This is a genomic window from Halomicrococcus gelatinilyticus (assembly GCA_024227995.1).
Lineage (GTDB): Archaea > Halobacteriota > Halobacteria > Halobacteriales > Haladaptataceae > Halomicrococcus > Halomicrococcus gelatinilyticus.
The window spans coordinates 2,083,691-2,108,346 of record CP100465.1; the positions used below are offsets into that span (position 1 = coordinate 2,083,691).

General features: G+C 68.7%; 30 protein-coding genes. 12 read left to right on the forward strand and 18 right to left on the reverse strand.

Annotated elements, in window-relative coordinates:
- The first annotated feature begins 41 nt into the window (after window positions 1-41).
- Window positions 42-1,109 carry an endonuclease/exonuclease/phosphatase family protein gene (locus NKT36_RS10975; RefSeq protein ID WP_327051087.1) on the forward strand — a complete coding sequence of 356 codons (1,068 nt, stop codon included), beginning with the start codon at window positions 42-44 and terminating at the stop codon, window positions 1,107-1,109.
- A gap of 77 nt (window positions 1,110-1,186) precedes the next feature.
- Here the strand turns inward: NKT36_RS10975 and NKT36_RS10980 are convergent, their stop codons facing one another.
- Genes NKT36_RS10980 through NKT36_RS10990 form a run of 3 tightly spaced genes read right to left on the reverse strand, consistent with a single transcriptional unit; the run spans window position 1,187 to window position 2,816 of the window.
- Window positions 1,187-1,654, reverse strand: a complete 468-nt coding sequence (locus NKT36_RS10980) for a hypothetical protein (protein ID WP_327051088.1) — start codon at window positions 1,652-1,654, stop codon at window positions 1,187-1,189.
- Complete coding sequence (locus NKT36_RS10985; protein ID WP_327051089.1) at window positions 1,651-2,238, reverse strand: signal peptidase I; 588 nt, start codon at window positions 2,236-2,238, stop codon at window positions 1,651-1,653. Before NKT36_RS10985 ends, NKT36_RS10980 begins: the two co-directional genes overlap by 4 nt.
- Window positions 2,235-2,816 (reverse strand): DUF7344 domain-containing protein, encoded by a 582-nt coding sequence (locus NKT36_RS10990; RefSeq protein WP_327051090.1) that lies wholly within the window; start codon window positions 2,814-2,816, stop codon window positions 2,235-2,237. Before NKT36_RS10990 ends, NKT36_RS10985 begins: the two co-directional genes overlap by 4 nt.
- A gap of 367 nt (window positions 2,817-3,183) precedes the next feature.
- Between NKT36_RS10990 and NKT36_RS10995 the strand changes: the two genes are divergently transcribed.
- From NKT36_RS10995 to NKT36_RS19250, 3 genes are all read left to right on the forward strand, one after another.
- Window positions 3,184-4,170: a TasA family protein gene (locus tag NKT36_RS10995; protein WP_327051091.1), complete on the forward strand. Its 987-nt coding sequence runs from the start codon at window positions 3,184-3,186 to the stop codon at window positions 4,168-4,170.
- Between the two features lie 92 nt (window positions 4,171-4,262).
- Window positions 4,263-4,691 (forward strand): signal peptidase I, encoded by a 429-nt coding sequence (locus NKT36_RS11000; protein ID WP_407652171.1) that lies wholly within the window; start codon window positions 4,263-4,265, stop codon window positions 4,689-4,691.
- Window positions 4,688-4,858 (forward strand): SipW-dependent-type signal peptide-containing protein, encoded by a 171-nt coding sequence (locus tag NKT36_RS19250; RefSeq protein WP_407652172.1) that lies wholly within the window; start codon window positions 4,688-4,690, stop codon window positions 4,856-4,858. Before NKT36_RS11000 ends, NKT36_RS19250 begins: the two co-directional genes overlap by 4 nt.
- Before the next feature lie 236 nt (window positions 4,859-5,094).
- Here NKT36_RS19250 and NKT36_RS11005 read toward each other — a convergent pair whose 3' ends face one another.
- The 4 genes from NKT36_RS11005 to NKT36_RS11020 all read right to left on the reverse strand — a co-directional run bounded on the left by NKT36_RS11005 (window position 5,095) and on the right by NKT36_RS11020 (window position 6,609).
- Window positions 5,095-5,841: an Nmad3 family putative nucleotide modification protein gene (locus NKT36_RS11005; RefSeq protein ID WP_327051093.1), complete on the reverse strand. Its 747-nt coding sequence runs from the start codon at window positions 5,839-5,841 to the stop codon at window positions 5,095-5,097.
- Window positions 5,842-5,893: 52 nt separating this feature from the next.
- Window positions 5,894-6,211: a zinc ribbon domain-containing protein gene (locus NKT36_RS11010; RefSeq protein WP_327051094.1), complete on the reverse strand. Its 318-nt coding sequence runs from the start codon at window positions 6,209-6,211 to the stop codon at window positions 5,894-5,896.
- 144 nt (window positions 6,212-6,355) lie between these two features.
- Window positions 6,356-6,490 carry a hypothetical protein gene (locus NKT36_RS11015; protein WP_327051095.1) on the reverse strand — a complete coding sequence of 45 codons (135 nt, stop codon included), beginning with the start codon at window positions 6,488-6,490 and terminating at the stop codon, window positions 6,356-6,358.
- The gene (locus tag NKT36_RS11020; protein WP_327051096.1) at window positions 6,487-6,609 is read right to left on the reverse strand and encodes a hypothetical protein; all 123 of its coding nucleotides are present in this window, start codon (window positions 6,607-6,609) and stop codon (window positions 6,487-6,489) included. The genes NKT36_RS11015 and NKT36_RS11020 overlap by 4 nt, the downstream gene beginning before the upstream one ends.
- 223 nt (window positions 6,610-6,832) lie before the next feature.
- Between NKT36_RS11020 and NKT36_RS11025 the strand changes: the two genes are divergently transcribed.
- A complete protein-coding gene (locus NKT36_RS11025; RefSeq protein WP_327051097.1) occupies window positions 6,833-7,513 on the forward strand; it encodes a hypothetical protein in 681 nt (226 codons plus the stop codon).
- Here the strand turns inward: NKT36_RS11025 and NKT36_RS11030 are convergent, their stop codons facing one another.
- Together NKT36_RS11030 and NKT36_RS11035 are read right to left on the reverse strand one after the other, a co-directional pair.
- Complete coding sequence (locus NKT36_RS11030; RefSeq protein ID WP_327051098.1) at window positions 7,514-8,584, reverse strand: archaeosine biosynthesis radical SAM protein RaSEA; 1,071 nt, start codon at window positions 8,582-8,584, stop codon at window positions 7,514-7,516.
- 56 nt (window positions 8,585-8,640) lie between these two features.
- A complete protein-coding gene (locus tag NKT36_RS11035; protein ID WP_327051099.1) occupies window positions 8,641-9,114 on the reverse strand; it encodes a pyruvoyl-dependent arginine decarboxylase in 474 nt (157 codons plus the stop codon).
- Between the two features lie 191 nt (window positions 9,115-9,305).
- Here NKT36_RS11035 and NKT36_RS11040 point away from each other — a divergent pair, with 191 nt between their 5' ends.
- The 3 genes from NKT36_RS11040 to NKT36_RS11050 all read left to right on the forward strand — a co-directional run bounded on the left by NKT36_RS11040 (window position 9,306) and on the right by NKT36_RS11050 (window position 11,574).
- Window positions 9,306-9,839 carry a hypothetical protein gene (locus tag NKT36_RS11040; RefSeq protein WP_327051100.1) on the forward strand — a complete coding sequence of 178 codons (534 nt, stop codon included), beginning with the start codon at window positions 9,306-9,308 and terminating at the stop codon, window positions 9,837-9,839.
- A gap of 53 nt (window positions 9,840-9,892) precedes the next feature.
- Window positions 9,893-10,357: a DUF5812 family protein gene (locus tag NKT36_RS11045; protein WP_327051101.1), complete on the forward strand. Its 465-nt coding sequence runs from the start codon at window positions 9,893-9,895 to the stop codon at window positions 10,355-10,357.
- 62 nt (window positions 10,358-10,419) lie between these two features.
- Window positions 10,420-11,574, forward strand: coding sequence for an NAD-binding protein (locus NKT36_RS11050; protein WP_327051102.1), 1,155 nt, complete (start codon window positions 10,420-10,422; stop codon window positions 11,572-11,574).
- Between the two features lie 73 nt (window positions 11,575-11,647).
- Here NKT36_RS11050 and NKT36_RS11055 read toward each other — a convergent pair whose 3' ends face one another.
- Both NKT36_RS11055 and NKT36_RS11060 read right to left on the reverse strand, forming a co-directional pair.
- A complete protein-coding gene (locus NKT36_RS11055; protein WP_327051103.1) occupies window positions 11,648-13,150 on the reverse strand; it encodes an HPP family protein in 1,503 nt (500 codons plus the stop codon).
- Between the two features lie 190 nt (window positions 13,151-13,340).
- Window positions 13,341-14,117 carry a nucleoside phosphorylase gene (locus NKT36_RS11060; RefSeq protein WP_327051104.1) on the reverse strand — a complete coding sequence of 259 codons (777 nt, stop codon included), beginning with the start codon at window positions 14,115-14,117 and terminating at the stop codon, window positions 13,341-13,343.
- Window positions 14,118-14,204: 87 nt separating this feature from the next.
- Here NKT36_RS11060 and NKT36_RS11065 point away from each other — a divergent pair, with 87 nt between their 5' ends.
- Window positions 14,205-14,480 (forward strand): ubiquitin-like small modifier protein 1, encoded by a 276-nt coding sequence (locus tag NKT36_RS11065; protein WP_327051105.1) that lies wholly within the window; start codon window positions 14,205-14,207, stop codon window positions 14,478-14,480.
- 360 nt (window positions 14,481-14,840) lie between these two features.
- Here NKT36_RS11065 and NKT36_RS11070 read toward each other — a convergent pair whose 3' ends face one another.
- Together NKT36_RS11070 and gatD are read right to left on the reverse strand one after the other, a co-directional pair.
- Window positions 14,841-15,749 carry a GNAT family N-acetyltransferase gene (locus tag NKT36_RS11070; protein WP_327051106.1) on the reverse strand — a complete coding sequence of 303 codons (909 nt, stop codon included), beginning with the start codon at window positions 15,747-15,749 and terminating at the stop codon, window positions 14,841-14,843.
- Between the two features lies 1 nt (window position 15,750).
- Window positions 15,751-16,992 (reverse strand): Glu-tRNA(Gln) amidotransferase subunit GatD, encoded by a 1,242-nt coding sequence (gatD, locus tag NKT36_RS11075; RefSeq protein ID WP_327051107.1) that lies wholly within the window; start codon window positions 16,990-16,992, stop codon window positions 15,751-15,753.
- A 144-nt stretch (window positions 16,993-17,136) separates the two neighbouring features.
- Here gatD and NKT36_RS11080 point away from each other — a divergent pair, with 144 nt between their 5' ends.
- The gene (locus NKT36_RS11080; RefSeq protein WP_327051108.1) at window positions 17,137-17,607 is read left to right on the forward strand and encodes a hypothetical protein; all 471 of its coding nucleotides are present in this window, start codon (window positions 17,137-17,139) and stop codon (window positions 17,605-17,607) included.
- 66 nt (window positions 17,608-17,673) lie between these two features.
- Here the strand turns inward: NKT36_RS11080 and NKT36_RS11085 are convergent, their stop codons facing one another.
- From NKT36_RS11085 to pyrH, 5 genes are all read right to left on the reverse strand, one after another.
- Window positions 17,674-18,489, reverse strand: coding sequence for an ArsR/SmtB family transcription factor (locus NKT36_RS11085; protein WP_327051109.1), 816 nt, complete (start codon window positions 18,487-18,489; stop codon window positions 17,674-17,676).
- Window positions 18,490-18,538: 49 nt separating this feature from the next.
- The gene (locus NKT36_RS11090; protein ID WP_327051110.1) at window positions 18,539-19,507 is read right to left on the reverse strand and encodes a hypothetical protein; all 969 of its coding nucleotides are present in this window, start codon (window positions 19,505-19,507) and stop codon (window positions 18,539-18,541) included.
- A gap of 105 nt (window positions 19,508-19,612) precedes the next feature.
- A complete protein-coding gene (locus NKT36_RS11095; protein ID WP_327051111.1) occupies window positions 19,613-20,284 on the reverse strand; it encodes a DUF1405 domain-containing protein in 672 nt (223 codons plus the stop codon).
- Between the two features lie 35 nt (window positions 20,285-20,319).
- Window positions 20,320-22,098 carry a lysine--tRNA ligase gene (gene lysS, locus NKT36_RS11100; protein ID WP_327051112.1) on the reverse strand — a complete coding sequence of 593 codons (1,779 nt, stop codon included), beginning with the start codon at window positions 22,096-22,098 and terminating at the stop codon, window positions 20,320-20,322.
- On the reverse strand, window positions 22,095-22,820 hold the full coding sequence (gene pyrH, locus NKT36_RS11105; protein ID WP_327051113.1) for a UMP kinase: 726 nt from the start codon (window positions 22,818-22,820) through the stop codon (window positions 22,095-22,097). Before pyrH ends, lysS begins: the two co-directional genes overlap by 4 nt.
- Window positions 22,821-23,100: 280 nt before the next feature.
- Between pyrH and NKT36_RS11110 the strand changes: the two genes are divergently transcribed.
- Together NKT36_RS11110 and NKT36_RS11115 are read left to right on the forward strand one after the other, a co-directional pair.
- Window positions 23,101-23,904, forward strand: coding sequence for a molybdopterin synthase (locus NKT36_RS11110; protein WP_327051114.1), 804 nt, complete (start codon window positions 23,101-23,103; stop codon window positions 23,902-23,904).
- Window positions 23,905-24,241: 337 nt separating this feature from the next.
- Window positions 24,242-24,493 carry a DUF7123 family protein gene (locus NKT36_RS11115; RefSeq protein ID WP_327051115.1) on the forward strand — a complete coding sequence of 84 codons (252 nt, stop codon included), beginning with the start codon at window positions 24,242-24,244 and terminating at the stop codon, window positions 24,491-24,493.
- Window positions 24,494-24,656: the final 163 nt, after the last annotated feature.

Sequence of the window (24,656 nt, forward strand, 5' to 3'; positions counted from 1 at the left end):
AGAGTCTCGGCCGTCCGGGTGCTACCGCCGACGGTGACAGGATGGGGGAGTACGTCTTCGCGCAGTACAACGTCGAACGGCTGACGACGGAGAAGGTACAGCGACGCGGCACCGACCAGCTCGAGGCGGCCGCCGAGATGGTCCAGCGCCTGCCGACGCCGGACGTCCTGCTGGTGAACGAGATGGACGACAACTTCGTCCAGGGGTGGGAACGGCGGCACAACGCGGCGGCGTTCCTGGCGGACTACCTCCGCGAGCCACAGGAACCGGACCTCGCGGGCGTCGACTTCGCGGCGTGGTACGCGCCGCGGTGCAACACAGGCATCCCGAGCGGGATGGACGTCGGCAAGGACGGCGTCGGCGTCGAACCGGGGACGGACGCGTACGCCCGCGACTGCTTCAGCTACGCTCCCTATCCCGGCCGGTACGGTATGACGCTGTACAGCGCGTACCCCATCGACACCGACGCCGTCCGCACCTTCCGGACCTTCCGCTGGGCGGACCTCCCGGGCCACCGCATCCCGACCGACCCCGAACGAGACCTCTATCTCACGTCCGCCGAGCGCGAACGGTTCCGCCTCCCCGCGAAGACGGTGGCAGACGTCCCCATCGAACTGCCCGACGGGACGGTCCACGCCGTCGTCGCACATCCGTCGCCGCCGCTCGCCGACGGCATGGCGACGCTCAACGCGCCGCGCTGCCACGACGAGATCCGCTTCCTTGGTGACTACGTCGCCGGCGCGGACTACCCGATCGACGACGAGGGCGTCGCGGGCGGTCTCTCGCCCGACGAGCGGTTCGTCCTCCTCGGCGACCTGAACGCCGACCCCCGCGACCGGCCGACCGACGACGCCGTCGCGCGCCACCTGCTCGACTGCTCGCGGGTGGTTCCGACGACCCCGTCCGGTCGCGGCGGTCGCGAGTGCGGCGCTCCGCACGCGACCGGCGACCTCTCCCGCGGTCCCACCCGGGCCGACTACGTCCTCCCGTCGACGGACTTCGAGGTCGCGGCGTCCGGCGTCGCCTGGCCGGCCGCGACCGACCCGGACCGTCCCGTGGCCGAGCGGGCGTCCGACCACTTTCCGGTCTGGGTCGCCGTGCGTGGGTGACTACGTCCTGCCGACGAGCGCCGCTACTCGTCGGACGGGGACACCCGAAGAACGGAAGCAGGACGTCGATTGCGGTCTCACCCGGACGTCGTGGTAGTCGTGGTTCGCGAGGTAGCAGAGGTTGTGGTACCGGTAGTCGTCGCCGTGGTGGTCGTGGTGGTCGAATCGGCGGTCGACGTGATGGTCGTGGCGTCGGTAGTCGTCGCTGTCGTAGCGGTGGCGGTCGTCGTTGCAGTGGTGCCGGCGGTCGTCGTCCCGTCGGCAGTGTCGACTCCGGCGATGGTCGTCGTCTGGGTGGTCGCAGTTCCGTGGACGGCCGTCGTCCCTTCGCCAGCCGTCCCGTTGGGGGTCGTTCCGTTCTCCGTCGAACTGATATCGGCGGGCGTCGCCTCGGCGTCGGACGGCGTCGAGTCGGCGGCGATGATCGGTCCGGAGTCGACGGTTTCGGTGTCGGACAGCAGCCCCCAGGAGAATCCGACGTTGCCCGCCCCCAACGACAGCACGGCGACCAGCGCGAGCGCGAGGAGGCCCGTGCGTGGGGTCATCCCTCCCCCTCCCCGGAGGTGGCTCCGGCGTCGGAGTCGCCGAACGCCGCGCGCGCGAGTTCGTACGCCTCGGTGACCACGAGCAGGACCGACGGGACGACGACGAGCGTGATGACGCCAAGACGGGACTGCGCGAACAGCACCAGATGCCCCACGTACGGCAGATGGAACCAGACCCGTCCCACGACGTCGTCGGCCGGTATCGGACGGGGGTCCGGGTCCTCGTTCGCGTCGCCTTTGGTCTGGAAGGCCGGCTGACCGCCGCTGTGGTCCACCGCCACGACGCGGTGGGTGGTGAGGACGGAGTTGGAGTCGGTCCCCGACCGGAACGTGATGACGTCGCCCTCCTCGATCGACGCCGGGGCTGCGTCGCGTACGAACACGACGTCGCCCGCCTCGATCGTCGGACTCATGCTCCCGGACATGACCACGTAGCTGTGGTTCGCGCCGACCACCTGCGGGGCGGCGACGGCGACGCTCACCACGACGCCGGCACAGAGCAGCGCCAGTCCGCCGAGGTGGACCAACCGCTTCGCTGGAACGGTCGCGACGAACTGTCGCAGGGTCGACGGCGAACCGCTCATACCGGCGGGCTGCCCTCCGCGCCGAGCCGGTTGCGTCGGTCGTGCCGCCGATGCGCGACCGCCGATCCGACGAACAGCGCCGTCACGACGGCGCTCCACGCGATGCCGGGGAGGACGTCGAACGGGAACAGTCCGATCCAGGCGACCGTCACGACGACCCCCGACAGCACGCCGAGTCCGAGGTAGTAGCTACTCCAGGGAATCTCGTCGTGCGGGACGATGTCGAGGTACACCTCCAGCTTCGTCGCCTCGTCCGTGAGCCGCGTCTCGCCGGCGTCGGGGTCGAATTCGACGAGCCCCTCGTCGTCCATCTTCGGCAGGTGCGACTGTCGTAGCGCCGTGTACACCCGCATCCGCTGTTTGTACGTGACCTCGTCGTAGTGGACGTCGTTCTCCCAGGCTGCGAGTCGCTTCGAGAGCTCGTGGAGGGAGACGTCCTCCTCCCGCTGCAGCAGGTAGTGGATGACGTGCCGCCGCCGTCGGGAGCTCAGCATCTTGAAGGCGACGTCCTGCGTGATGTCGTCCGACCCGTCGTCTATCGACGGCCCATCGGCCGACGGAGAGACCGTCGTGCTCATGGTCGGACGAGGTAGTATCCGGTTGTGTGGCTGATTCTCATGGGGCTCACCCGGTCGACCCTGCGTCTCTCGACGGGATAGTTATACGGATTATAACATTTTTGGTGAAGGTATGCTGACAGTATCTCCCGGGTATTGCCCCCGATATCACGTCCGAAAACGGCGATATACTGGACGTAGCGTCGGCTAGACTGTTCGTCATCCCTCCCGGCACCGAATACAGCCTCCGTATCGGTATCTGATACATCGTCTATGGAACCACGACCGTGTGTATATATACTGGGGTGTCCGTGGTAGCTCGATTCGCATCCTCGGCCCGTCCGGCCCTGCACCGGGCCGTGGCGAGGATCGGGGAGCGGTAACAACAATGTCGGACGACAAATTCGATCTGACGCGACGCAAAGCACTGCTCGGACTCGGCGGTATCGGCGCTGGCGCTGCGCTTGGTGGTGCAGGAACTGCTGCGCTGTTCAGCGACAGCGAATCCACCAGCGGCACGTTCACCGCCGGTAAACTCGACCTCCAGATTGGTTGGGAAATCAGCCACTATGGGAACAACGTCCAGCCGACCACCCGTTCTGTGGGTGACACCGACGGGTCGGAGATGGGAATCCAACTCAACGACATAAAGCCCGGCGACAAGGGCTGGATTCGATTCGAAATCAAGAACATCGCAAACCCGGCGTGGGTTTGGTTCCGCGGCCGCCTCAAGAACTCGCGGGAGAACGGTCAAAACGACGCTGAACTGGCAGCGGAGGGTGAAGACACCGACGGCTACGGTGAACTGGACGAGACGCTGGAGTTCAGGTCGTTCTACGACCAGAACGGCAATCACACCGTCAATGACGGCGACGGTCCTCACGAGGGCGACCTCTGGAACGACCGTTACATCCAGAAGCCGCTCACGCTCGATGAGGTCAAGACGACGGAACCGCAGAAGGGATCAATCCCTGTTCTGCTCGATGGCGTTCGCAACGCTGAGTCCCCTGACGTGGTCGGTGGCGCCTATCCCGAAGGCGAGCCCATCGACCCGTTCGGGAATGGCACGTCCCAGTACGTGCTCGTTCGATGGCGTCTTCCGAAGTCCGTCGGCAACGAGGTTCAGGGTGACTCTATCACGGTCTGCTTCGACTTCTACTCGGAGCAGTCCCGCCACAATCCCAACGGGCGGTTCCGTGGAACCGATGACGGCGAAAGCGCGACGCCGGACTCCAAGTACCCAGCCAACCCGTGGGAGGGCGAATACGCAGACGAGGCGTTCATGTCGCTCGCTGAGCAGGACGTGATTCTGGGTCCGCACCCTGACAACGGGCAGGAAGACAGCAGCGCCAGCAGCACCACCAGTAACACGTAACCGTGAACAGGTGGCTACACCGATTCGGTGTAGCTGTACTCCTACTCATCGCCATCCCATTCTTGTTCCACGCGTTCCCAGCAGCAGGAGGGATGGACGAGAGCTACGTCGTCCTCTCAGGAAGCATGGAACCCGCACTCAGTTCCGGAGACGTCATATACGTCAACGATGTTCCTGCCGAGAGCATCAACGAAGGAGACGTCATCACGTTCAGTGAAGGCGGCGCGGGGAAGACGACCACCCACCGTGTAGTTGAGAAAACAACACAGGGCGGGCAGGTCGCGTTCATCACGAAAGGAGATAACAACGAAAACCGTGACGCTGAGACACGACAGCCCGACGAAATTATTGGGGTCGTCGCGTTCAGTGTCCCACTCATAGGGGATCTCCTGCAGTTCGCCGGAGCGAGGTTCGGCATCCTCGCGTTCATCGTGGTCCCATCCATCCTGTACATCGCGCTGACTGCGAAGGACTTGTGGGATGAAGCTACACCCAGCCAAGACGACTCTACGAACCGATGAAGCTCACCAAACGAAAACTGCTCTCCACACTCCGTCTCGTTAGGGCCGCTGCTGCAGGCGGAGTAGGTACACTCGCCTACTTCTCCGATGACACTGAGATTCGAGCCGGGTTAATCGCCGCCAGCATCGACTTATCAGCAAATCTGTCCTACCCCGATTTCGGGTAAGTAAAGGCGGGCGACCGTTCAACGCACACACCACAATCACCATCGCTGGCACTATCCCAGCCAAGGAGGTGTATGTAGTGGATTATGCCGGGGTCAAGAGAAAAGTGGCCGTAACGCATACTGGATGTCTGGGCGGGAGCTACCGCGACGAAGACCTGACGCGGCGGCTGTTCGTATCTTCTCCTGACAACTGCACATCAACGAACTCAGACCACTCAACGCCGTCGGATTTGCCGTTACCCGAAACAGCTTCCGAACGCCCCGTCGTCGCGAATCGAGAGCAGTTCCGTGGTCGCCGCCTCGTCGAACCGCATCGGCCGCCGCCACCACGGTCCCTTCCCGGAGTCGCTGGAGAGGTCGGTCACCACGCGGTTGGCGTCCACCCCGCGCTCGCGACTGCTCAGCGGGACTGCCGTCTCGTACAGTTCCGACCCCTCGTCGTCGCCCAGCAGCAGCACCGCCGCGTCGAACGTCTCCCGTTTGACGTGGGCGTTGTTCGCGAAGGCCGCCCGCTCGTCGGTCGGTAGCGCCTCGAAGGCGTCGCCGTCCAGCGGGTCCCGTGCCAGTCGGAACTGGCCGACGACGTACGCGCCCCAGTCGGGCGCGATCCAGTCTCGTCGGGCGTCGGCGGTGCTGGTAGTGTCGTCGACGTCCGACGTCGTCAGCGTCGCGTAGAAGAACACGTAGTCGCCCGCCGTCAACTCCAGTAGCGGCCGGGCCTTCACGCCGAAGGGGTCGCCGTAGGTGTAGCGCTCGCACCCGGGGTACTCGGCGAACTCGGGGTCGAGGTGGACCGGCCGCTCGCCCGCGCCCGGTGGCAGGTCGACGTCGAGGTCCAGGTCGGCGTACGTCGGCACCGGTGTCGCGGTCGGTTCGGACTCCGGGATGGGCACGTACTCGAAGCGGCCGTCCGGGTAGATGGGACCGCGGACGCCGGGCTCGTTCGTGTTGGCGGCCACGTTCAGCGCGACGGCGCGAGCCATACCCGTCGGTCGGCGTCCCCGAGCAAAAAGCGCCCCGTTCCCCCGGTCCCCGCTACCAGACGCCCAGCGGTTCGACGCACTCGCGGCAGTAGGTGTAGCCGTCCCCGTTGCTCGTTCCACAGTGCGGGCAGTGGCGTGCGTCCGCGTCGTCGGACGCGTCGCTCGTCGTCTCGTCCTCGGCGAGCTCGTCCAGCACGTAGTCGTTGCGGACGTCGTCCGACACGGACCGGTCGGCGCTCGGTGGCGTCGACCGCAGCAGTGGTGCGTCGTCGTCGCTTCTCAGGTACCTGTATATCAGCAACTGCAGGACCGAGAAGAGCACGACGTAGAGGACGATCCAGCCCCAGACGTTCATGTCGTGTGCTACCATACGTCGGCGAAACACTTGGTAGCTTCGCCCCGCCAGTTGGGCCGTCGCTCTCCGTCGTCGAACGTCCGGACGACGGTGGAACTGTCCCACCGTCTCCTCACCGCTACCGGGTCCGAAGAACACGCGTCGAGCGACCCCGGGACGCTACGTCGACCGGTCGCCCCGTCCGACGAGCAGCGACCAGACGACGCCGACGAGGGCGACCCCGAGGAACGCGACGAACAGCGGCCAGAGGACGACCGGCCCCGCGACGCTCGTCGCCGGGACCCACGCGCTCATCGACGTACCTCTGCCGGCGAGTCGGTCGCTATCCACCGCTTCCTGCTGTCGGGGTCGCGTATCTCCAGCCACCCGTTCGAGCAGAAGACGGTCTCGTAGTCGTTCCATCCGTCTGGCATCGTCGGTCGTCGAGCAGACGGCGGCGCGGCACCGACGTCGTCGACAGTTCACCCGGCCGCTGGTTCGCGGGAACACGACTTTGTTACACGCCGGGTATCGCGCGGTAAGGCGCACCTACCAGCGGAAACGTCTCCGAACCGCTCGCCGTCGACTCCTCGACGACCTTTGCACCGCAACGGTCGTGACAGAAAACATTCACCGGCGGTCCCCGCACTCCCGTCCATGCCCTCCAGACGCGCCCTTCTCAGCGCTGGCGTGAGTGTCGTAGCGACCGGCCTCGCCGGCTGTCTCTCGTCGCTCACCCGTGGGTCCGACGACCCACCGGAGCGTTCACCGGACAGCGCGACCGGGACCCGGCCCACCGGGACGACCGGTCGGTCCGGAACGTCGGACGGGCCGGCGGAGACGACGGGCGGAACGACCACCATGCGCACCGCATCGATGGAGGAACGGACGGTGTCGCCGGAACGCGTCGACCGCGGCGTCCCGCTCGCGCTCCCCGACGCCGGCGTCTCGCTGGACGGTCAGCCCGCCCACGCGCTCGCGGTCGGAACCGACGACGGAGAGGACCCGAAACCTCGTCACGTCTGGGTGTGGAACGGGACGGACGGAGAGACGACCGTCGAACTGCGCCTCACGACGGCCGTACTCGGGGGCATGCCGAAGAAGGTCTTCGAGAGGTCGATACCGCTCGATGCCGGCGACGCGGTCGCTGTCTCGCTCCGGAAGCCACAGAACTACGTGCTGACGACCAGGGTCGGCGACCGGACGCACGAGGTCGCCTACGGGTACATGGACTTCGACTGCAACGACGCTGCGACCGACGTCGTCGTCACGAGCGACGGAATCGAGTCGAGCACGGTGTCGACGTCGATGGACTGCGGAACCCAGACCGTCGTCTGATTATCGCGCCAGCGGCAGGCTGTAACTCCGCTCGCGCTCGACGACGGCCTCCCAGGTGGCCTCGCAGTCGCAGGAGACCTCGGAGAAGACGGACGGGTCCTGGCGCAGGTCGAAGTCCTTGATGGCCTTCTGGACGACGTCGTCGCACTCGCCGCAGTTGTGCGGGCCGCGGTCGCTGCCGTGGCCGACGGGGTCGGAGACGACGATGGCGTCGACGTCGGCGGTGTCTTCCAGCACTTCGGCGACCGACCAGAGCCACGGCGGGCGGTAGCCGTCGCGGAAGTACAGTTCGTCGACCATGGTGTACCGCTGGACGTTGGTCGGGTTCATCGAGACGGTGTGAGCGTACTCGGCGCAGCGTCGGACCGAGGACTTCATGTCCTCGATGGCCTCCGACTCGCTGAGGAACGGCGGCTTCATCAGCAGGTAGGCCTTCACGCCCGCGCCGGCCGCGTCGGCCGCCTCGCTGGCCGCGACGAAGTCCTCGAAGTCGAAGTACTTGTTCACGCAGTCGTGGCGCACGCGGTCGGTCGCGGTCTCCAGGCCGATGGCGACGTCCGTCTCCAGTCCCTTCCCGGTGAACTCCGCCAGTTTCTCCTGCTCGACGAAGTCCGGGAGGCTCTCGACGACGATGCGGTCGCGGTCCGCGAACGTCTCGGCGATGGCGCGGCGGGTCTCCGCGCCGACCTCGCGCTCGTCGAGGAAGGAACCGGAGGTGTAGATCTTGATGAGGCCGCTCTTCTCGTCGGCGTTCTCCCGCTCGTGCTCCAGGCAGACGTCGATCTGGTCCATCAGCGCCTCGTGGCCGACGCTGCCGCCCTCGACCGACTCGGCGACGTAGCCGCACATCGTGCAGCCGCCGGCGCGGGCCCACCGGCACCCGCCGGTGTTGAGGATGATGGTGAGGCTCTGGTAGATGCCGTCGGGCGTGTTGTCCTCGTCGATCCACACGCGCGTCGGCTCGTGCGGGTCGTACTCGGCCTCTTTCTGCGCCCGGATACGGCGCATCACCTCGTTGTGGGCGTCCATGCCCTTGCCCCGCTCGTAGACGTCCGGACTCGGCTTGCTCATTACCGGAACCGAACGGCCACGGGCGTAAATCGGCTTCGGAGCGGCCCGGAGACGGGTCAGCAGATCGGCTCGCTGTCGCCGTACACCGCCAGCACGACGGCGGTCGCGTACGTGCCGCTGTCGGCGTCGGTGGTGACGGTCCGCGTCTCCTCGTCCGCGAAGTCCCAGTCGCGGAGTTCGCGCCCCGCCGCGAGTCCGGCGCGGACGCGCTCGTCGATCTCCGCCTCGTCGGTCTCGCCCGCCGACTCGTAGAAGAGCCCGGGACCGTCGCCGGTCGTCCAGCCCAGGCCGGCGGTGACGTGGCCCGGCCCGGCACGGGTCGCGCGCGCCTCGACGACGGTGAGGCGTTCGCCGGCGGGGCCGAGGTCCGGCGCGGTGCCGACGGCCTCGACGGTGGCGTCCGCGGGAATCACGGAGGAGACGGCGACGAGGTTGTAGTTGTGGACGTTGGCGTCCGCCAGCGCGGCGTCGTACGACGACATCCTCGTCGGTCCGCTGGCGGTCCCCCAGACGACCCGGATGGTGCTCATACCTGCTGGATTCGTGCGTTCGCGAAAGGGTCTGTCGGTTTCAGGCCTCTCCGCGAGTCAACCTCACCCGCTGGCTGCGTCGCAGACTCCGGTCGGTAGCGTCGCAGCCGCCACCGGCGGTGCGCCGGTCGTTCGCCACGGGGAACCGCGACCCGCGCCATTTACCTGTCATCGGACCCGAGGCCGAGGTGATGAGCGACACCGCCACGGCCGGGGAGTCGGCTCCCGACGAGGAGGACGGATACGCCGGGCTGTTCGGCGCGTTCCGGTACGGCTTCAGCGCGTCGGACTCGCGGCTGTTCCGCGTCTACGCCTTCGTCAGCTTCGTCGTCGGCCTCCTGCTCGGATTCGTGTTCGTGCTGGCGCTCGTGCGCTGGTTCTTCACCACCCTCGGCCAGTCGGCGCTCGCCACCACGTCGAACGCCTTCCTCGGCGTCGTCGCCATGTTCGTCCTCGGGCCGCTCTTCGCGCCCGTCCTGTTCGTCGCGCGCCGCCACCGCCGCGACGAGAGCACGCCGACCTACGACGCCGGCGTCGCGCTGGCCGGATTCGTCTTCCTCGTCTCGCTGTACGTCGGTCTCGTCGTCTCCGTCCCGCCGCAGTACCAGTCGGCCGACCCCGGCGCGGTCGGGTCGGTCCTCTACTCGCTCCCCCAGCTCTGGGGGCTCGTCCCGCCCGTCGTCGGCGCGGCGCTGGTCGTCGCCGTCCACCGGCTTCTCCGCTGACGACGGGACGACGGAACGCAATCCGGAAAAGCCGCGAGCGTCTATCCTCGCCCATGACCGAGAAGACCAGCACGTTCCTCGTCACGCACGCCGAGAGCGACTCGGCGGTGCTGAAGGACGTCCACGACGGGCAGGTGCACACGCTCTCAGACAACCCCGGCGTGGAGGTGCACGACGCCGTCGAGGCGACCGTCGCGCCCGAACCGCCGATGGAGGTGACGTGGGAGGTCGTGGAGGTCGCCGAGCAGTGGTCGCTCAGCGCGGCCGAGAGCGACGAACCGCCGACGCCGCAGGAGCGCGACGTCGCCGCCGAGCAGGACGTCGGCGACGTCGACCGTCGTGAACGCGCCGGCACCGGCGAGATACACGTCCTCTCTGTCCCCCCGGCGGACACCGCGGACGCGGTCGCCGACGTGCTCGACGACGAGGGGACGTACAGCCGCGCGGCGCGCCTCGGCGTGAACCGCGTCGAGGTGCGCTCTGACGAGGGCGTCGTCTGCGTCCGGTACCTCCCCTGACTCCTTGCGGCGGCGTCGGCGCTGGCCGACGGTTTATGGCTCTCCACGGCTGACGGGAGCGCATGGGGGTAGAGTCGAGGGGCTCCTCGTGGCAATCGCCCGTCGGACTGACCGTGGTCGTCGCCTTCCTCGGGATAGCAACCGGTATCGCGGTCATCGGCACCGAGGCCGTCGTGTGGCCGCTCCGGAGAGTCGTTCCGGCGACCGTTCGCCGACTGGCCGGGTTCACGGGCGTCGTCGCGAGCTTCCTCCTGCTGGTGGCGGCGTACGGCCTGCAGCGCGGGTACCGCCTCGCGTGGGTCACGACGGTCGTCCTGCTGACCGTCGTCGCGCTCCACGGTGTCCTGCAGGCGAGTCCGTTCTCGCTCGTCCTGCTCGTCGTCGCACTCGTTGCACTCGCGGTCGTGGCCCGGGACTACCGGCGGTTCGACCGACGACTCGCCGCGACCAGTGCCCCGGTCGTCGCGCTCTCGACCCTGCTCGCGATGCTGCTGTACGGCGTCGTCGGGACGTACACGCTCCGCGGGCAGTTCACCGGCGTTTCGACGCCGCTCGACGCCCTGTACTTCACCGTCGACACCGCGACGACCATCGGATTCGGCAACGTCCACGCGACGACCCAGGGCGGTCGACTGTTCGTCCTCTCGCTGGTCCTCCTCGGTCCGAGCGTGGTCGCCGCCACCGTCGGCGTCGTCGTCGAACCGCTGTTCTCGTCCCGACGCGAGAACGGAGCCACGTCGACGACTGACGTGGATTCGACCGACACCGACAGGAGCGGCGTCGACGTGGACCGACTCGACGACCACGTGGTCGTTCTCGGACGCGGACAGGGAGTACTGACGACCGTACGGTCTGGCGACCGCGACGACGCCGACCTCGTCGTCGTTGTCACCGAGGACGAATCGGCCGGTATCGACGGCAGCAACGTTCCCGTGCTTGTCGGCGATCCGACGGACGACGAGACGCTCGACCGCGTCGGCGTCGACCGAGCGCGTGCCGTCGTCGTTGCGACCGTCGACGACGCGACCACCGCGCTCGCCGTGCTGGGCGTTCGGGAGGTCGCGCCGGACGTGCGCGTCGTCGCGGCGGCCCGCGACGAGGACGCCGTCGAGAAACTGGAGCGGGCTGGTGCCGATGCGGTCGTCGGCCCGGCGGTCGTCGGAGACCTGCTCGTCGCGTCGGCGCTCGACGACGGCGCGGACCGCGCCGACGACTGACCGCTCGGGCGACCTGCGAGCCGACGGACGGCGGCGCGACAGTCGTCTGACCGGGACGCACGATTCCGACCGTTCACGGCCGATGGACGATGGCGACGTCGGCGTCGAGCTCCTGGAGCCGCTCGAACGTCGGCGGCGAGACGAACCGCGAGGCTGCGCTGCGGTCCGTGCTCGCGCCGATGAGGAACAGGTCGTAGTGGTCGTCGTTGGCCGCCAGGAACCGCGTGATGTCCGCCCGGGCGACGCGGGTCTCGAACGTTCCCTCGAACGCCTCGACGAGGTCGGCGAGCATCGACTCCGCGTCGCGGCGGTCGGATTCCCGCTGGATGCAGTTGCAGACCCCGACCGACCCGGTGCGGCCGGTCAGCCGCCGGGCGAAGTCGATCATCGCGTGGGCCGTGTCGCCCGCCCGGCGGACCGGGACGAGCACGTGCCGCCAGCGCCGCCGGGGGTCGCTGTCCGGCGCTGGCCGGTAGGCGATGGCGTCGACGTCGCCCTGGAACAGCGACCGCACGAACCCCGAGAGCGCGCCGCGATGTTCCTCGTACGGCGCGACGACGAGGTCGCAGTTGGTCTCGTCCGCGGTGTCGAGCACGGTCCCAGCGGGGTCCGAGCCGTCGCTCGCGACGACGACCTCGCAGCGCACGCCCACCTGGGTCCGGATGCGGTTGGCCTGCCGCTCCAGACGCTCGGCAGCCGTGTCGGCGGCCTGCGTTTCGGCCGCCTCGGCGTCCAGGTCGGCCGTCTCGGCGTCGACGACGTCCGTGTCGGTGTCGCCCGCCGCCGCCAGCGTCTCGGCGGCCGCCTCGATGGCGTCCTGGTCGACGACGTCGACGAGCACGACCTTCCCGGTGTCGTGGGCGGCCGCGAGCTTCGCCCCGAACATCGCCGTCGCCTCGGCGTCCTCGCCGCGCATCGGCACGAGCACCCGGTCGTCGCCCTGTGTCGACCGGTAGAGGTACCGGTTGCGCTGCTCGTAGAACTCGCGTCGCCAGAAGTCGAACGCGACGGCGACGACGCTACTGGCGACGAACACCGACCCCGTGTACTGCAGCAGGAAGTGACCGACGCTGACGGGACTCGTGAACTCCGGCGCGATGAGCGCGAGCAGCGCCGTCGAGAACGCCGACGGCTGTTCCAGGTCGAACGCCCACGTGGCAGCGCCCGTGAGGAAGACGGCGAGCGCGGCCGTCACCGGCGACACCGCCAGCGTCTCGGCCTGGAGCGGGTTCTGCAGCGTCGTGTAGGCGGCGACCCAGATGGCGGCCGTCCCGCAGAGCGCGCCGACGGTCAGCCCCGCGACGAACGTCAGCGGCGAGGCGTACTTCCCCTCCGGGTCGGCGAACAGGGTGAACGTCCCGGACGCCAGCGGCGGGAAGAGGACGAACGGGAACACGTTCACGTTGTTTGAGATGACCGTGACAATCGCGATGAGGATGGGGACGAACAGCAGCACGGAGAGGTGGACGAGGTTGCGCGTGTGTTCGAGCCAGACGACGAACTCGCGGAGTTCGCGCCGTTCGGCCCGCCTGGCCCGGCGGAGCCACTGGCGGGCGGTGTCCAGCAAGTTCGACATTGTCCCCGGCATTCCAGTTGCTACCAACGCCACTGGGGCTGAAAAGCCTGTCTGCGGTGCCTGTAGACCGCCCGTCGCTCAGTTCCGGCGCGAGGCTACCGTCCCACTCGTCCCGAGAGCCAGCGCAGCGGCTGGCGGCGGTTCGTGGCGGGGGAGAATCGCCGACGACCGCGACCGTCGCGGTGGCCGACTACAGCGTCGTCACGGCGTCGAGCGCGATGCGGATGGCGCGCTCGACGTTGTTCTTCGCCTTCTCGGGGAGCTCCTCGTCCTCGGTGTCGGTGCCCTTCTGGGTGCCCTCGACGAGGTTGCCGTCGACGGTGCAGATGGCGCCCGCGCGCATCCCCTTCCGGCGCGCGATGGAGAAGACGGCCGCCGCCTCCATCTCGACGCAGAGGATGTTCGCCGCCTCCCAGTCCGCGACGTACTCGTCCGTCTCGGCGTAGAAGGCGTCGTCGCTCGCGATGGGACCGACGTGGACGCGACTCGCGGCTTCGCCGCTCGTTCCGTCCGCGGCCTCGCCGGCCGCGCGCTCCTCGTTGCTTTCGGCAGAGTCGACCAGCGCCGAGAGCACGTCGTAGTCCGGGACGGCGGGGTACTCGACCGCCTCGTAGCGTCGACTCGTCCCCTCGTTCTTCGCCGCACCCGTCGCGACGACCATGTCGCCGATGTCGATGTCGGACTGGAGCGCACCGGTCGTCCCGACGCGGATCACCGTCTCGACGCCGACGGCGTGCAGTTCCTCGACGGCGATGGCGGCCGACGGACAGCCGATGCCGGTCGAGCAGATGGTCAGCGGTGTGCCCTCGTACTCGGCGTTGACGACCTTGTACTCGCGGTTCTGGGAGACGACCTCGGAGTCGTCGCACAGCGCGGCGATGCGGTCGACCCGTCCGGGGTCGCCCGGGATGAGCGCGACGTCGTGGAGGTCACCCTCGTCGACGAGCAGGTGTGGCTGCGTTGCCATGCGATGTGGTTCCGCTGACGGGCAGAAAAATCGTCCGGAACCCTGCGGACGGAAAACGACTTGCCGTCCCGGGCCCACGGACGACACATGAAGTGGAAGCTGTTCGCCGACCTCGCGGACCTCGCGGGCGGCAAGGAGGTGTCGGTCGACGTCGCGCCCGGGGACACCGTCGGCGACGCCCTCGACGCACTGCTGGACCCGCGCCCCGAACTCCGCGAGCGCGTGCTCGACGAGGACGGGACGCTTCGCGACCACGTCAACCTCCTCCGCAACGGCACCAACGTCACCGCACAGGACGGCCTCGCGACCGAACTGGAGCAGGGCGACGAACTCGCGCTGTTCCCGCCCGTCAGCGGCGGATAGCAGGGAAGGGGTTCGATACCGGGTGCGTCGCGAACGGTGAGCGGAGCTCGGCATCGCTGAGACTGCCTTCTGTGAAGGTTCTTCGAGGTCACCACCGGCGACGGACGCCTCGAAAGCCCCTGGCGGCTCCGGTCGAGGGGCTTGCTGCGCGCGCTCCCTTCGGTCGCGTGCTTGCTGCGCCCGTCTTCCCGGAGCCGCCAGCCCCTTTCAGCCCCACCCGGTCGGTTGGCCAGCAGAGCTACGGGAGTGGACTGCGGCATCGTCGGCTCTGCGGTAGCTTCGCGGGCGGCGCGAATCCGGGGAAAGTCAACAGGAGCGCCCGGAGTGTTCAGTCGGCTAGCAGGGAAACCGCGAGAGGCGTCAGTAGTCGCGCGTGAGGTCGGCGGCGAGTACGAAGTCCGGTTCGTCGGCGACGCCGACCCGGCAGTAGGCGGCGTCGCTGACGTGGCGCGGCGTCTCGGGAACGAGGACGCGCGTCTGCGTCGCGCCGCAGTCGGCCGCGTCGGCGGCGACGGCCGCGAACAGGCTCCGGGCGGCCGTCGCGTCGGCCCACGCACCGACGCCGTACTCCGCCCACGTCTCCGTCTCGCCGTCCTCGTTCTCGCGGTCGTACGTCCGGACGCGGTGGGCGAACCCCCGTGTGCCGTCGTCCTGGACGACGAACAGGCCGTCGTCGTCCGCCGCACGCTGGAGGTTCTCGCGTGTCAGCTCCGAGAGCGCCCACGTCTCCTCCTCGTCGAGGGCCAGCCCCGAGAGGTGCGCGCGGGCGTCGCTGTCCGTCCAGTAGCGCCAGGCGGCAGTCGGGTCCGCCGTCACGTCGAGGGTCGGGGTGGCGTCGGGGTCCGGCTCCGGGGTGGCCCACCGGAACTCGGTCGCGGGGTCGTAGCCGCAGGCCCGCGACTGCCCGAGGCCGCCGACGTTCCAGGAGAACACCATGTTCCGGAACACCCGTGCCCCGCGACCGCGGGTCCAGTCGAACAGGTCGTGGGTCATCGCCGTGGCGACGCCCTCGCCGCGGAACGCCGGGTTGACGCGCATCCCCTGGCCCCACGCCTCCCAGTCGGAGAGTACGACGCCCTGGGCGATGCCGGCGATGTCGTCGCCCGCGTCTGCGACGACGGTTCGCCGCTCGTCGCCCTCGATCCAGTCGTGGTAGATGTCGGGGATGTAGTCGCCGCCGTCGCGGTCCGGCCACGTGTCGCGGGTGAACGCCGCGACGGCGTCGTAGTCGTCGTGGGTCGCCGCGCGGAGTTCGATGCCGTCGGCCATGTCACTCCCAGGGGACCGACCGCTCGGTTATCTCGCCCGCGAGCGGTTCCTGCATCGCGGTCGCCGGGTCGTCGGCGTTCGCGAGCGCCCACATCAGTTTCACCTTCGCCGTGCCGGGGAGCACGTCCTCGCCCTCGACGACGCCGGCGTCGAGCAGGTCGCGGCCCGTGTCGTACACGCGGTCGCAGACCCGTCCTTCGAGGCACTGGCTGGTCATCACGACGGTCGTACCGTCGTCGACGAGGTCGGCGATGCGGTCCGCCCAGTCGGAGTGGACGTGACCCAGGCCCGTGCCCTCCAGCACGAGGCCGGCCTTGTCCTCGGCGACGTCGAGCGCGTCGACGCCCATGCCGGGCGTGAACTTCAGCAGTTCCACCTCCGATTCGAGGTCGGACGCGAGCGCGAGGTCGGCTTCGCCGCGCTCGCTGTACTCGCGTCGGAACGTGACCTCGCCGGTGTCGTAGTCGACTTCGCCGAGCGGCTCCGCGCCGACCGTCTCGAAGGCGTCGCGGCGGCTGGTGTGGTTCTTCCGGACGCGCGTGCCGCGGTGGAGCGCGCAGTCGTCGTCGCTCTCGGAGGCGTGCATGCAGACCATCACCTCGGCGGCGTCGGCCTTCGCGGCCTCCACCGCACAGACCGCGTTCATCACGTTGTCCGAGGAGGGCCGGTCCGCCGAGCGCTGGCTGCCCGTGAACACGACCGGGACGGGCGTGTCGAGCATGAAGGACAGGGCGCTCGCGGTGAACTGCATCGTGTCCGTGCCGTGCATGACGACGACGCCGTCCGCGCCGGCCTCGATCTCGTCGTACACGGCCTGCGCGAGGTCCTGCCAGACGTCCGTCGTCATGTTCTCGCTGAGGATGTTGGCGACGACGCGCCCGCGGTAGTTCGCCCGGCCCGCGAGGTCCGGCACCGCCCGGAGCACGTCCTCGGCGTCGAACTGCGCGGTCACCGCGCCGGTGCGGTAGTCGACCGTCGACGCGATGGTGCCGCCAGTCGAGATGAGCGAGATGGTCGGCAGGTCGGGGTCGAACTCCACCGCCGACGACTCGCTGGTCTCGCCCTGCTCGATCTCGTAGACGTCCGGTTCGAGCACGTCGACCGACGCCGCCTCGCGGTCGACGCCGACGTTGTACCCGCCGTCGAGCTTGACGACGAGGTTCTCGTCCGTCGACGAGGGCAGCAGCACGCCCTCGTACGTCTGGTCCGCCCGCTCTACCCGGACTCTGTCCCCTGCGTTCATGTCTCGCCGTTACGCTCCGCGAGACTTGAATCCCCTCGTTTGGGTTCCGCGACGGCCGCTGGTTCGCGTCACAGTTCGCCTCACGGTCGTCGTCGCGTCACGCCCGGGGAAAGGCCCATTACGGCAGCCGGCCAAACCGAATCCATGCCCCAGCGCAGTCGAACGCGGGAGTCGGACGACGTGGCGGACCTGCTCGACGACGTGGAGCCGGAGGAGTCGTCGAGCGAGTCCGACGACGGGTTCCGCGCTCGCGCGAAGCAGCGCGCGGTCGGCGTGTTCTCGCCGCGCTTCTTCCTGGTCGCGGCGGCGGTTTCGACGGTCGCGATGCTGTTCGGCGGGGCGTTCGTCCCGCTCGGCGGGAGCCTCGCCGGCCTCGTCTCGGTGTTCCTCGCGTCGTTCGTCCTCGGCGCGGTCACGAGCGACTCCCGCATCCTGGAGACCGCCGCGGGCGGCGCACTCGGCGCTGGCCTCGCCTTCCTCCTCCAGAATCTGATGCTCATCGCCATCGGCGGCGTCCCGTGGGCCGTCGTCGGCGCCGGCGCCGGGTTCCTGGTCGGCGCGCTCGGCGCGTACTTCGGCAACGACCTCCGCGACGGCCTCACCCGCGAGATATAGGGCTCCCGTTCGCCGACGCAGTCGCTCTCGGCGGTCGGCGTCGGTCCAGAACCAGCCGCTTCGCTCTCAGGTCGCCAGTGTCCAGCGGTCGCCGTCGCGCTCGACGACGCCCTGCTCGGCCATCTCCGAGAGGTTGCGTTCGACGATGGGGGCGGGCGCGCGCACCTCGTCGCTGATCGCCGGCACCGTCTCCGCGCCGGCGGCGATGGCGGCCAGCATCTCGGCGCGCAGGTGGCCCTCGTTGTCGCCGTCGACCGCGTCCGACAGCGAGTCGAGGACGTCGGTCATCCGCCCGTGGACCCACCGCTGGGCGAGCGACAGCTCGCTCTTGAGGTCCTCCAGGCAGCTGAGCTCCTCCGCGAGCCCGGCGACGTCGTCGACCGCTGCGTCGTCGAGGCTCTCCCCGTCGTCGTCTTCCCTGGCGTCGTCCGTCGAACTCGCGGCGACGGCGTCCGCGGGCGGGCCGTCGGCCATCGCCGTCGCGGCGTCGTCCTCGCTCGCGGTCTCGTCGCCCGCAGCGTCGGAATCGTCGTCGCTGACCTGCATCGTCTGCTGGAGGTCGAGCGAGACGTACCGACAGGCGCTGACGTCGAGGCTCGCGCTCGCCGGGTACGCGCTCTTCATGCCGAACTCGTAAGGGGAGACGTCGACCTCCAGGCGGAGGTTCCGCGAGATGTGGAAGTACTTGCGGCGCTGGTCGTCGGTCCGGCTCTCGACCAGGCCGGCCTCCTCCAGCTTGCGGAGGTGGTCGATGACCGCCTTGGGGCTGACGCCGAGGTACTCGCTTATCTCCGTAACGTAGCAGGGCTTCTGCGAGAGCAATCGCAGGATGCGCCTGCGATTCTCGTTACCGAGGATGTCGAGCAGCGCTGCGGAATCCATTCACATCGGGAGTTTCGTCGCGTGAACTGAAAAGGGTGTCTCTCGCCGGCTACGGGGCTATCTCGGTCTCGACGGGGGCGAGAACCCCCGTATCGCCCAGCGAGGGGTTGTTGGCCTGTCCACCGCCGCCGCTCGGCGTGGTGTCCTGCCCGCTGTCCACGCCGCCGGTCTGTCCGCCGTCGGGCGCGGTGTCAGTGCCACTGCCGGCACTGACGTCGGTCTCGTTGCCGACGCCTGCCTTGTTCGCTGGCCCGGTCGCCACGTCGTTGTTGTTGCCGCCGTCGTTGCCGTTGCCCGTGCCCGCTCCCGGGCCGTTCGACTCGTTGCCGGCGGACGCTCCGGGGGTGTTGCCGTTGCCGGTGGACGCGCCGGGGGTGCCGCTCTGGCCGGGCGGCGTCGTGCCGGCGGCGCGAGCGCTCTGGTTCGGCACGTTCACGGTGTTGAGCGACTGGGCGACGGCCGCGACCTCCGGCCCGACCGTTGCGTTCGTCCGGTTACTGAGCGCCGTGACGGCGCGGACGTCCGCCCCGACGGCCCGTGCGCGGGGTTCGGTCTCGTTGATCGCCTGCTGGACGGACTGGATGCGGCCGATGATGCTGCTCATCTGGGCCTTGTACTCCACCCTGGTGATGTTCCCGTTCCGGTAGGCGGTGATGATGGCCTGCTTCTCGCGCTGGAGCGTGTCGAGTTCTCTCCCGAGGGTCGTCACCTGCTGGTCGACGAGCGACTGCTTGGCCGACTGGTTACCGGAGGCGTTGTACTCCGCGACCCACATGCCGGTGTCGACCGCTCCCTGTGCTTCGGCGGAGCTGACCTGCATGAACGAGGAGATCTCGGCGCCGAGCGATTCGTTCGTCGTCTGGTTCGCCTGAACTGACTCGACGGTCGACTGGACGGAGCGGACGTCGCCGTTCGCGTCGCTGGGGGAGGAGGTCGGGCCGGCGGCCGTCGGCACCGCCACGAGGAGTGTCCCACAGAGGACGACCGTCGCCAGCAGGACGGCTCGAGCGGAGTTCATCTATCCCTCCTTACCGACCCCGTAGGTAAAAATGCGGATATTCGTTCGTTCCGTTCACGGGTCGAAACGAGCGGGAGAGATTCCTGTAGAGCGTTCAAAGGCGGATTAGGCGTCGCCTAGCCGTCCGAACGCGCGGTCGGCCGCGACCACCGCGAGCAGCGTCAGTCCCACGCTCGCGAGCGGCAGCAGGAGGCCGGGGTCGTACCGCAGTGGCGGGTGCAGTCCGAGGCCGTAGTCGAGCGCGTCGTTGACGAGCGCCAGTCCGAGCGCCGCCCCCAGCGCGCCGCGGGTCGTCGTCCCGTAGTGCGGCACGAGGTAGGCCTCCGCGACGAACGCGAGGTGGGTGACGACGATGCCCCAGTAGTCCCATGCCGCCTCGGGGTCCCACGGCGGGCCGAAGTAGTCGCCGAACCCGAGGTTGAGCGCGACGAACGTCCAGAGACCCATCTTCACCAGCCAGACGAAGGCGATGGTGTGGAGGTAGGCCAGCGGGCGGTTCTGGGGCGCGTCGTCGAGTCGCTTGCCGAGGTTCGGCAGCAGCGTCACCAGCGAGGCGGCGACGAGCGCGAGCGCGGTCGGCGAGTCGGCGTACAGCGGCCAGAGGAACGTCGACACCGACGGCATCGTCTCGACGTAGAAGCGGATGCCCACGAGGATGGCTGCGGCGTTGACGACGAGCAGCCAGACGAGGCTCGGCGCGTTCTCCAGGTAGTAGCGAGCGTACCGCTCCGGGATCGCTCGTCGGCCAGGTAACACCCTCGCGCCCGGGATTTCCATGGTCGCTCTCGCGCGGGGACGACCAAAAGGTCTGCCTATCCCTCGCGGCGCAGGCGCCGGAGGACGAACTCCCGGTCGAGGTTGGCGAGGAAGGGTCCGAGCTTCGGCCCCTCGTCGTCGTCGAAGAAGAGCCGGTACCCCGTCGCGAAGAAGCCGCCGACGTCGACGTCGTGGCGCTTGGCCGTCTCGTATATCTCGCCCTGGATGGCCTCGGGGTCGTCGGTGGTCTCGACGAAGTCGGCGAGTTCGTCGAGCGCCGCCTTCGTGTCGTCGTCGAGGTCGACGTCGGGCATCTCGGCGCGCTTCAGCCGGTAGTTGTACGCGTTGTCCGTGCGGTGGGCCCACTCGCGAGCGCGCTCGACCCGTTCGAGGGCGTAGTCGACCGCCCACTCTGGTGCCGCGTCCGTGACGTGGCCTTCGCGGCGGGCGATCTGCTCGCGGAGGTCGACGTCCTCGGTCATCCCCAGCACGGCGGCGAACGTGTACGGCAGGCGCACGCGCTCCACGAACGTCTCGTCGACGACGTCCGTGTACGTCGCGCGTCGGTCGGGGTCGCCGACGGGAACGCTGTCGCGGTCCGCGGCCGCCACGGGAGCGCCGTCCTCGTCGAATCGGGCGGCGACGGTCGGCCGGACGACCGCCCGGTAGGCGGCGTCGGCGACCTTCTCGGCCACCTCGTCGGCCTCGAACTCGCCGTAGTAGGTCGCCTCGAACTCGTCGAACTCGTTGACGAGGAACTCCAGGTGTTCGACGCTGAAGTCCCGGGCCTTGCTCGGGTCCTTGGTGAAGAAGTACCGCAGGACCTCGGGTTCGACGGTCTCCAGCACGTCGTGGACCATCACGACGTGGCCGGCCGACGAGGAGAACGCCTCGCCGTCGAGCGTGAACCACTCGTAGGCCATCGGGACCGGTGGCTCGTTCTCCAGGACGTTCCGCGCGACGTCGGCACCCGAGGGCCACGAGCCCTCGGCGTGGTCCTTGCCGAACGGCTCGAAGTCGACGCCGAGCACCTGCCACTGCGCGGGCCACTCGAACCGCCACGGGAGCTTGCCCTCGCGCAGGGTAGCGGTCCCCTCGTGCCCACAGCCCTCGATGGTCCGGTCGCCGGCCTCCATGTCCGTGCAGACGTAGTCGACCGTGCCCTCGTCGGCGCGGACGTCCGTCACCGTCTCCGTTATCTTGCCACACTCCTCGCAGACGGGGTTGAACGGGACGTAGTCCTCGTCGACCTTGTCCTGGTACTCCGCGAGGACCTCCCGCGCTCGCTCGCGGTTCTCGAGGAGGTAGCGCGTGACCTCCTCGAGGTCGCCGTCCTCGTACAGCTCCGTGTTCGACACCATCTCGACGGGGATGCCGAGCAGGTCGGCGCTGCGCTCGATGAGGTTCGAGAAGTGGGCGCCGTACGACTCGCAGCACCCGAAGGGGTCCGGCACGTCGGTGTACGGCTTGCCGAGGTTGCGGCCGAGCGCACCGGCGTTAACGTCGCCGAAGTCGACGACGTTGCCGTCGAGGTCCGCGAGCTTCCGGGGGAGCTTCCGGAGTGGGTCGCGGTCGTCGGCGGTGAACACCTGCCTGACCTCGCGTCCCCGGTCGCGAAGCGCCTCCGCGACGAAGTAGCCGCGGACGATCTCGTTCATGTTGCCCAGGTGCGGAACGCCCGAGGGCGAGATGCCGCCCTTGATGACGATGGGATCGTCGGGGTCGCGCGCCAGGATGCGCTCGGCGACCGCGTCCGCCCAGAAGGCGTGTTCCCCCGCCTCCTGGAGGACGTAGGGGTCGTCGTCGGGGTGTCGCTGCCCGTCCCCGTCGCTCATAGCTCGTCGTCCACCCAGTAGGTCATCTCGTCGTCCGCTCCGGCCGGGACGACGTCGGTCCCGTCGTGTTCGCCCCGGAGGACGGCGTCGGCGATGCGCTGCGGTTCGGTGCCGTCGAGGACGATGGTGCGGACGCCCGACCGCTCGATGAGCTTCGCGGCGAGCAGGTCGACGGGCGCGGAGCTTCCGGCCACCATCTCCAGGTCGGCGATGACGTCGACCAGTTCGCCCGCGGTGAGTTCGGTGTACTTCGTGGCGTCGTCGACCTCGTTGGGGTCGTCGCTGAACACGCCGGGGACGCTCGTGGCGTAGACCAGCAGGTCGGCGTTCACGTACTCGGCCAGCGCGGCGCTCACCGCGTCGGTCGTCTGCCCGGGCATCACGCCGCCCATCACCGCGATGTCGCCGCGGTGCATCGCGGTCCCGGCTTCCTCGTACGTCTCCGGAGGGCTGGGGGCGGCCTGCTCTCCCAGTGCCGCGATGAGCAGGCGGGCGTTCAGCCGCGTCACGTCGATGCCGATGTCGTCGAGTTCGATCTCGTTCGCTCCGAGGTTGCGGGCGGTTCCGATGTAGTCGCGGGCCACGCCACCGCCCCCGACGACCGCACCGATCGTACACCCCTCCGACGCCAGCGACTCGATGACGGCCGCGTGCTCACGGACCCGTTGTGACTGGAGGTCTGGCGCGAGAACGCTACCGCCGATGGAGACGACCACCTTCATGTTATCGCCGAGTTACCCGGACGCGGCCTTAAGCGTTCTCAACTTCAGAGCGACCGCCCGGCGTTCGTGCCGCGAACACGCACGACATCCGCCGATTCGCGGCGTTCCGCCTCCGGAGCCGATTCGATCCGTCGACGGTACGCGTCGCCCCGTCCTGTCGTCGCTGCCCGGTTCCGCCACCTCGCCCGTCGCGCCACTGCACCGTTCCACCGCCTCGTCCGCCGCTTCGCCGCGCACCGCGACCGAAGGCTAAAAGCACCTTCCGCCCGTCCCCACGGCCATGCAGCCAGTTGGCGTCAGCGGTCCGGAGGCCGAGCGCGCTGGCGACCGCCTCGCCGCGCGACTCGCCGACGAGGGGCGGGTCGCCACCGTGGAACGCGGTGCGTCCGGGAGCGACGGGGCCGACGCGACGGCGTCGGACGCCGTCGCGACCACCGCCGTCGAACTCGGCGACGAGGAGCGGGTCGTCCGCGACGACGCACGCGACCTCCCGTCCGTGCTGGACGACCTCGCGACCGACCACGACTACGTGGTCGTCGTCGACTTCCCCGGGGCACAGATTCCCCAGGTCGCGCTGGGCGACGCCGACCCGGCGGGCGACACCGTCGCCACCGCGGCCGACGCGGACGCGCTGGACGTCGACGACGTCTGCGCCGCGCTCGACGCCACCGAACCGTACGAGACGCTCGAGTCGCTCGTCGCACGGGCGAAGCAGTCCGAGTCGGCCGACCGATCGGGCGCTATCGCCACCTTCACCGGTCGCGTGCGTGCGAAGGACAGCGACGGCGACGCGCCGACGGAGTACCTGGAGTTCCAGAAGTACGAGGGGGTGGCCGACGAGCGGATGGCGACCATCCGGGAGGAACTCGAGGCGCGGGACGGCGTCTTCGAGGTCCTGTTGCACCATCGGACCGGCGTCGTCGAGGCGGGCGAGGACATCGTCTTCGTCGTCGTGCTGGCGGGCCACCGCCGCGAGGCGTTCCGGACCGTCGAGGACGGCATCGACCGCCTCAAGGACGAGGTCCCGCTGTTCAAGAAGGAAGTGACGACCGACGAGCAGTTCTGGGTCCACCAGCGGTCGTGACGCGACGGCCCGCGTTCGGCCGCCGCTGCAGTGCAGAGAAACCGTGAACGGCCATCATGGGCCGTCTCAGTCTCCGCGGCGCATCGCCGACGCGAACCGGTAATACCGGCGTTTCTGGTGGCGTCAGCCGCCGAATCAATTCTGGATATCTGTCTCGAAACAAAATATTAGAGATGGTTTTGAACTTTTTAGCGGAATCTAAGTAGGTTGTGAAAAGACCATTTTCGCCTTGTTCATGCGGATTTCGCCCTCGAAAATGACAAAGAATGCCGAAACGAGCCGAAGCTTCCTTCCTTTATAACAGCCCCCGTATCCATGGGTCGGATGGAGCCCAACGATGAGCGCAACCACGCAGTCCGCCACTGAAAGCCCTGAACCGGAGAGCAAGGAAGAGCGCCTGAAACAGTACCTGAGCCGGAAAGCCAGCGACGGCGAGATGTACTTCAAGAGCAAGTTCATCGCGGACGAGGTCGGCCTCTCCGCGAAGGAGATCGGTGCGCTGATGGTGAAACTGACCGACTGCGCCGAACTGGAAGTCGAGAAGTGGTCGTACACGAGCGCGACGACGTGGCGCGTCGCTCCCGCCTGATGCAGGGCCCGGTCCCCGAACAGCTCCCCGCCCCTCCAGTCGCCGAACCGCCTCGGTGCCACGACAGCCCGCCACCGCCTCGGGCCGCCGTTGTCCCCTGACGGCGGCCCCGACCGTCGCGTCGCCGCGGTGACGCGCTCCCCTCGTTTTCCCCCTTCGATGC

Coding starts and splice junctions, on each gene's coding strand:
- NKT36_RS11115 (WP_327051115.1), top strand. CDS start 24,242: ATGAGCGCAACCACGCAGTCCGCCACTGAAAGCCCTGAACCGGAGAGC.
- NKT36_RS11040 (WP_327051100.1), top strand. CDS start 9,306: ATGAGCGACACCGCCACGGCCGGGGAGTCGGCTCCCGACGAGGAGGAC.
- NKT36_RS11035 (WP_327051099.1), bottom strand. CDS start 9,114: ATGAGCACCATCCGGGTCGTCTGGGGGACCGCCAGCGGACCGACGAGG.
- NKT36_RS10985 (WP_327051089.1), bottom strand. CDS start 2,238: ATGAGCGGTTCGCCGTCGACCCTGCGACAGTTCGTCGCGACCGTTCCA.
- NKT36_RS11020 (WP_327051096.1), bottom strand. CDS start 6,609: ATGCCAGACGGATGGAACGACTACGAGACCGTCTTCTGCTCGAACGGG.
- NKT36_RS11005 (WP_327051093.1), bottom strand. CDS start 5,841: ATGGCTCGCGCCGTCGCGCTGAACGTGGCCGCCAACACGAACGAGCCC.
- pyrH (WP_327051113.1), bottom strand. CDS start 22,820: ATGAAGGTGGTCGTCTCCATCGGCGGTAGCGTTCTCGCGCCAGACCTC.
- gatD (WP_327051107.1), bottom strand. CDS start 16,992: ATGAACGCAGGGGACAGAGTCCGGGTAGAGCGGGCGGACCAGACGTAC.
- NKT36_RS11055 (WP_327051103.1), bottom strand. CDS start 13,150: ATGTCGAACTTGCTGGACACCGCCCGCCAGTGGCTCCGCCGGGCCAGG.
- NKT36_RS11070 (WP_327051106.1), bottom strand. CDS start 15,749: ATGGCCGACGGCATCGAACTCCGCGCGGCGACCCACGACGACTACGAC.
- NKT36_RS11030 (WP_327051098.1), bottom strand. CDS start 8,584: ATGAGCAAGCCGAGTCCGGACGTCTACGAGCGGGGCAAGGGCATGGAC.
- NKT36_RS11110 (WP_327051114.1), top strand. CDS start 23,101: ATGCAGCCAGTTGGCGTCAGCGGTCCGGAGGCCGAGCGCGCTGGCGAC.
- NKT36_RS11000 (WP_407652171.1), top strand. CDS start 4,263: ATGGACGAGAGCTACGTCGTCCTCTCAGGAAGCATGGAACCCGCACTC.
- NKT36_RS11065 (WP_327051105.1), top strand. CDS start 14,205: ATGAAGTGGAAGCTGTTCGCCGACCTCGCGGACCTCGCGGGCGGCAAG.
- NKT36_RS10975 (WP_327051087.1), top strand. CDS start 42: ATGGGGGAGTACGTCTTCGCGCAGTACAACGTCGAACGGCTGACGACG.
- NKT36_RS10990 (WP_327051090.1), bottom strand. CDS start 2,816: ATGAGCACGACGGTCTCTCCGTCGGCCGATGGGCCGTCGATAGACGAC.
- NKT36_RS11010 (WP_327051094.1), bottom strand. CDS start 6,211: ATGGTAGCACACGACATGAACGTCTGGGGCTGGATCGTCCTCTACGTC.
- NKT36_RS11015 (WP_327051095.1), bottom strand. CDS start 6,490: ATGAGCGCGTGGGTCCCGGCGACGAGCGTCGCGGGGCCGGTCGTCCTC.
- NKT36_RS10980 (WP_327051088.1), bottom strand. CDS start 1,654: ATGACCCCACGCACGGGCCTCCTCGCGCTCGCGCTGGTCGCCGTGCTG.
- NKT36_RS19250 (WP_407652172.1), top strand. CDS start 4,688: ATGAAGCTCACCAAACGAAAACTGCTCTCCACACTCCGTCTCGTTAGG.
- NKT36_RS11060 (WP_327051104.1), bottom strand. CDS start 14,117: ATGGCAACGCAGCCACACCTGCTCGTCGACGAGGGTGACCTCCACGAC.
- NKT36_RS11050 (WP_327051102.1), top strand. CDS start 10,420: ATGGGGGTAGAGTCGAGGGGCTCCTCGTGGCAATCGCCCGTCGGACTG.
- NKT36_RS11045 (WP_327051101.1), top strand. CDS start 9,893: ATGACCGAGAAGACCAGCACGTTCCTCGTCACGCACGCCGAGAGCGAC.
- NKT36_RS11095 (WP_327051111.1), bottom strand. CDS start 20,284: ATGGAAATCCCGGGCGCGAGGGTGTTACCTGGCCGACGAGCGATCCCG.
- NKT36_RS10995 (WP_327051091.1), top strand. CDS start 3,184: ATGTCGGACGACAAATTCGATCTGACGCGACGCAAAGCACTGCTCGGA.
- NKT36_RS11080 (WP_327051108.1), top strand. CDS start 17,137: ATGCCCCAGCGCAGTCGAACGCGGGAGTCGGACGACGTGGCGGACCTG.
- NKT36_RS11025 (WP_327051097.1), top strand. CDS start 6,833: ATGCCCTCCAGACGCGCCCTTCTCAGCGCTGGCGTGAGTGTCGTAGCG.
- NKT36_RS11085 (WP_327051109.1), bottom strand. CDS start 18,489: ATGGATTCCGCAGCGCTGCTCGACATCCTCGGTAACGAGAATCGCAGG.
- lysS (WP_327051112.1), bottom strand. CDS start 22,098: ATGAGCGACGGGGACGGGCAGCGACACCCCGACGACGACCCCTACGTC.
- NKT36_RS11090 (WP_327051110.1), bottom strand. CDS start 19,507: ATGAACTCCGCTCGAGCCGTCCTGCTGGCGACGGTCGTCCTCTGTGGG.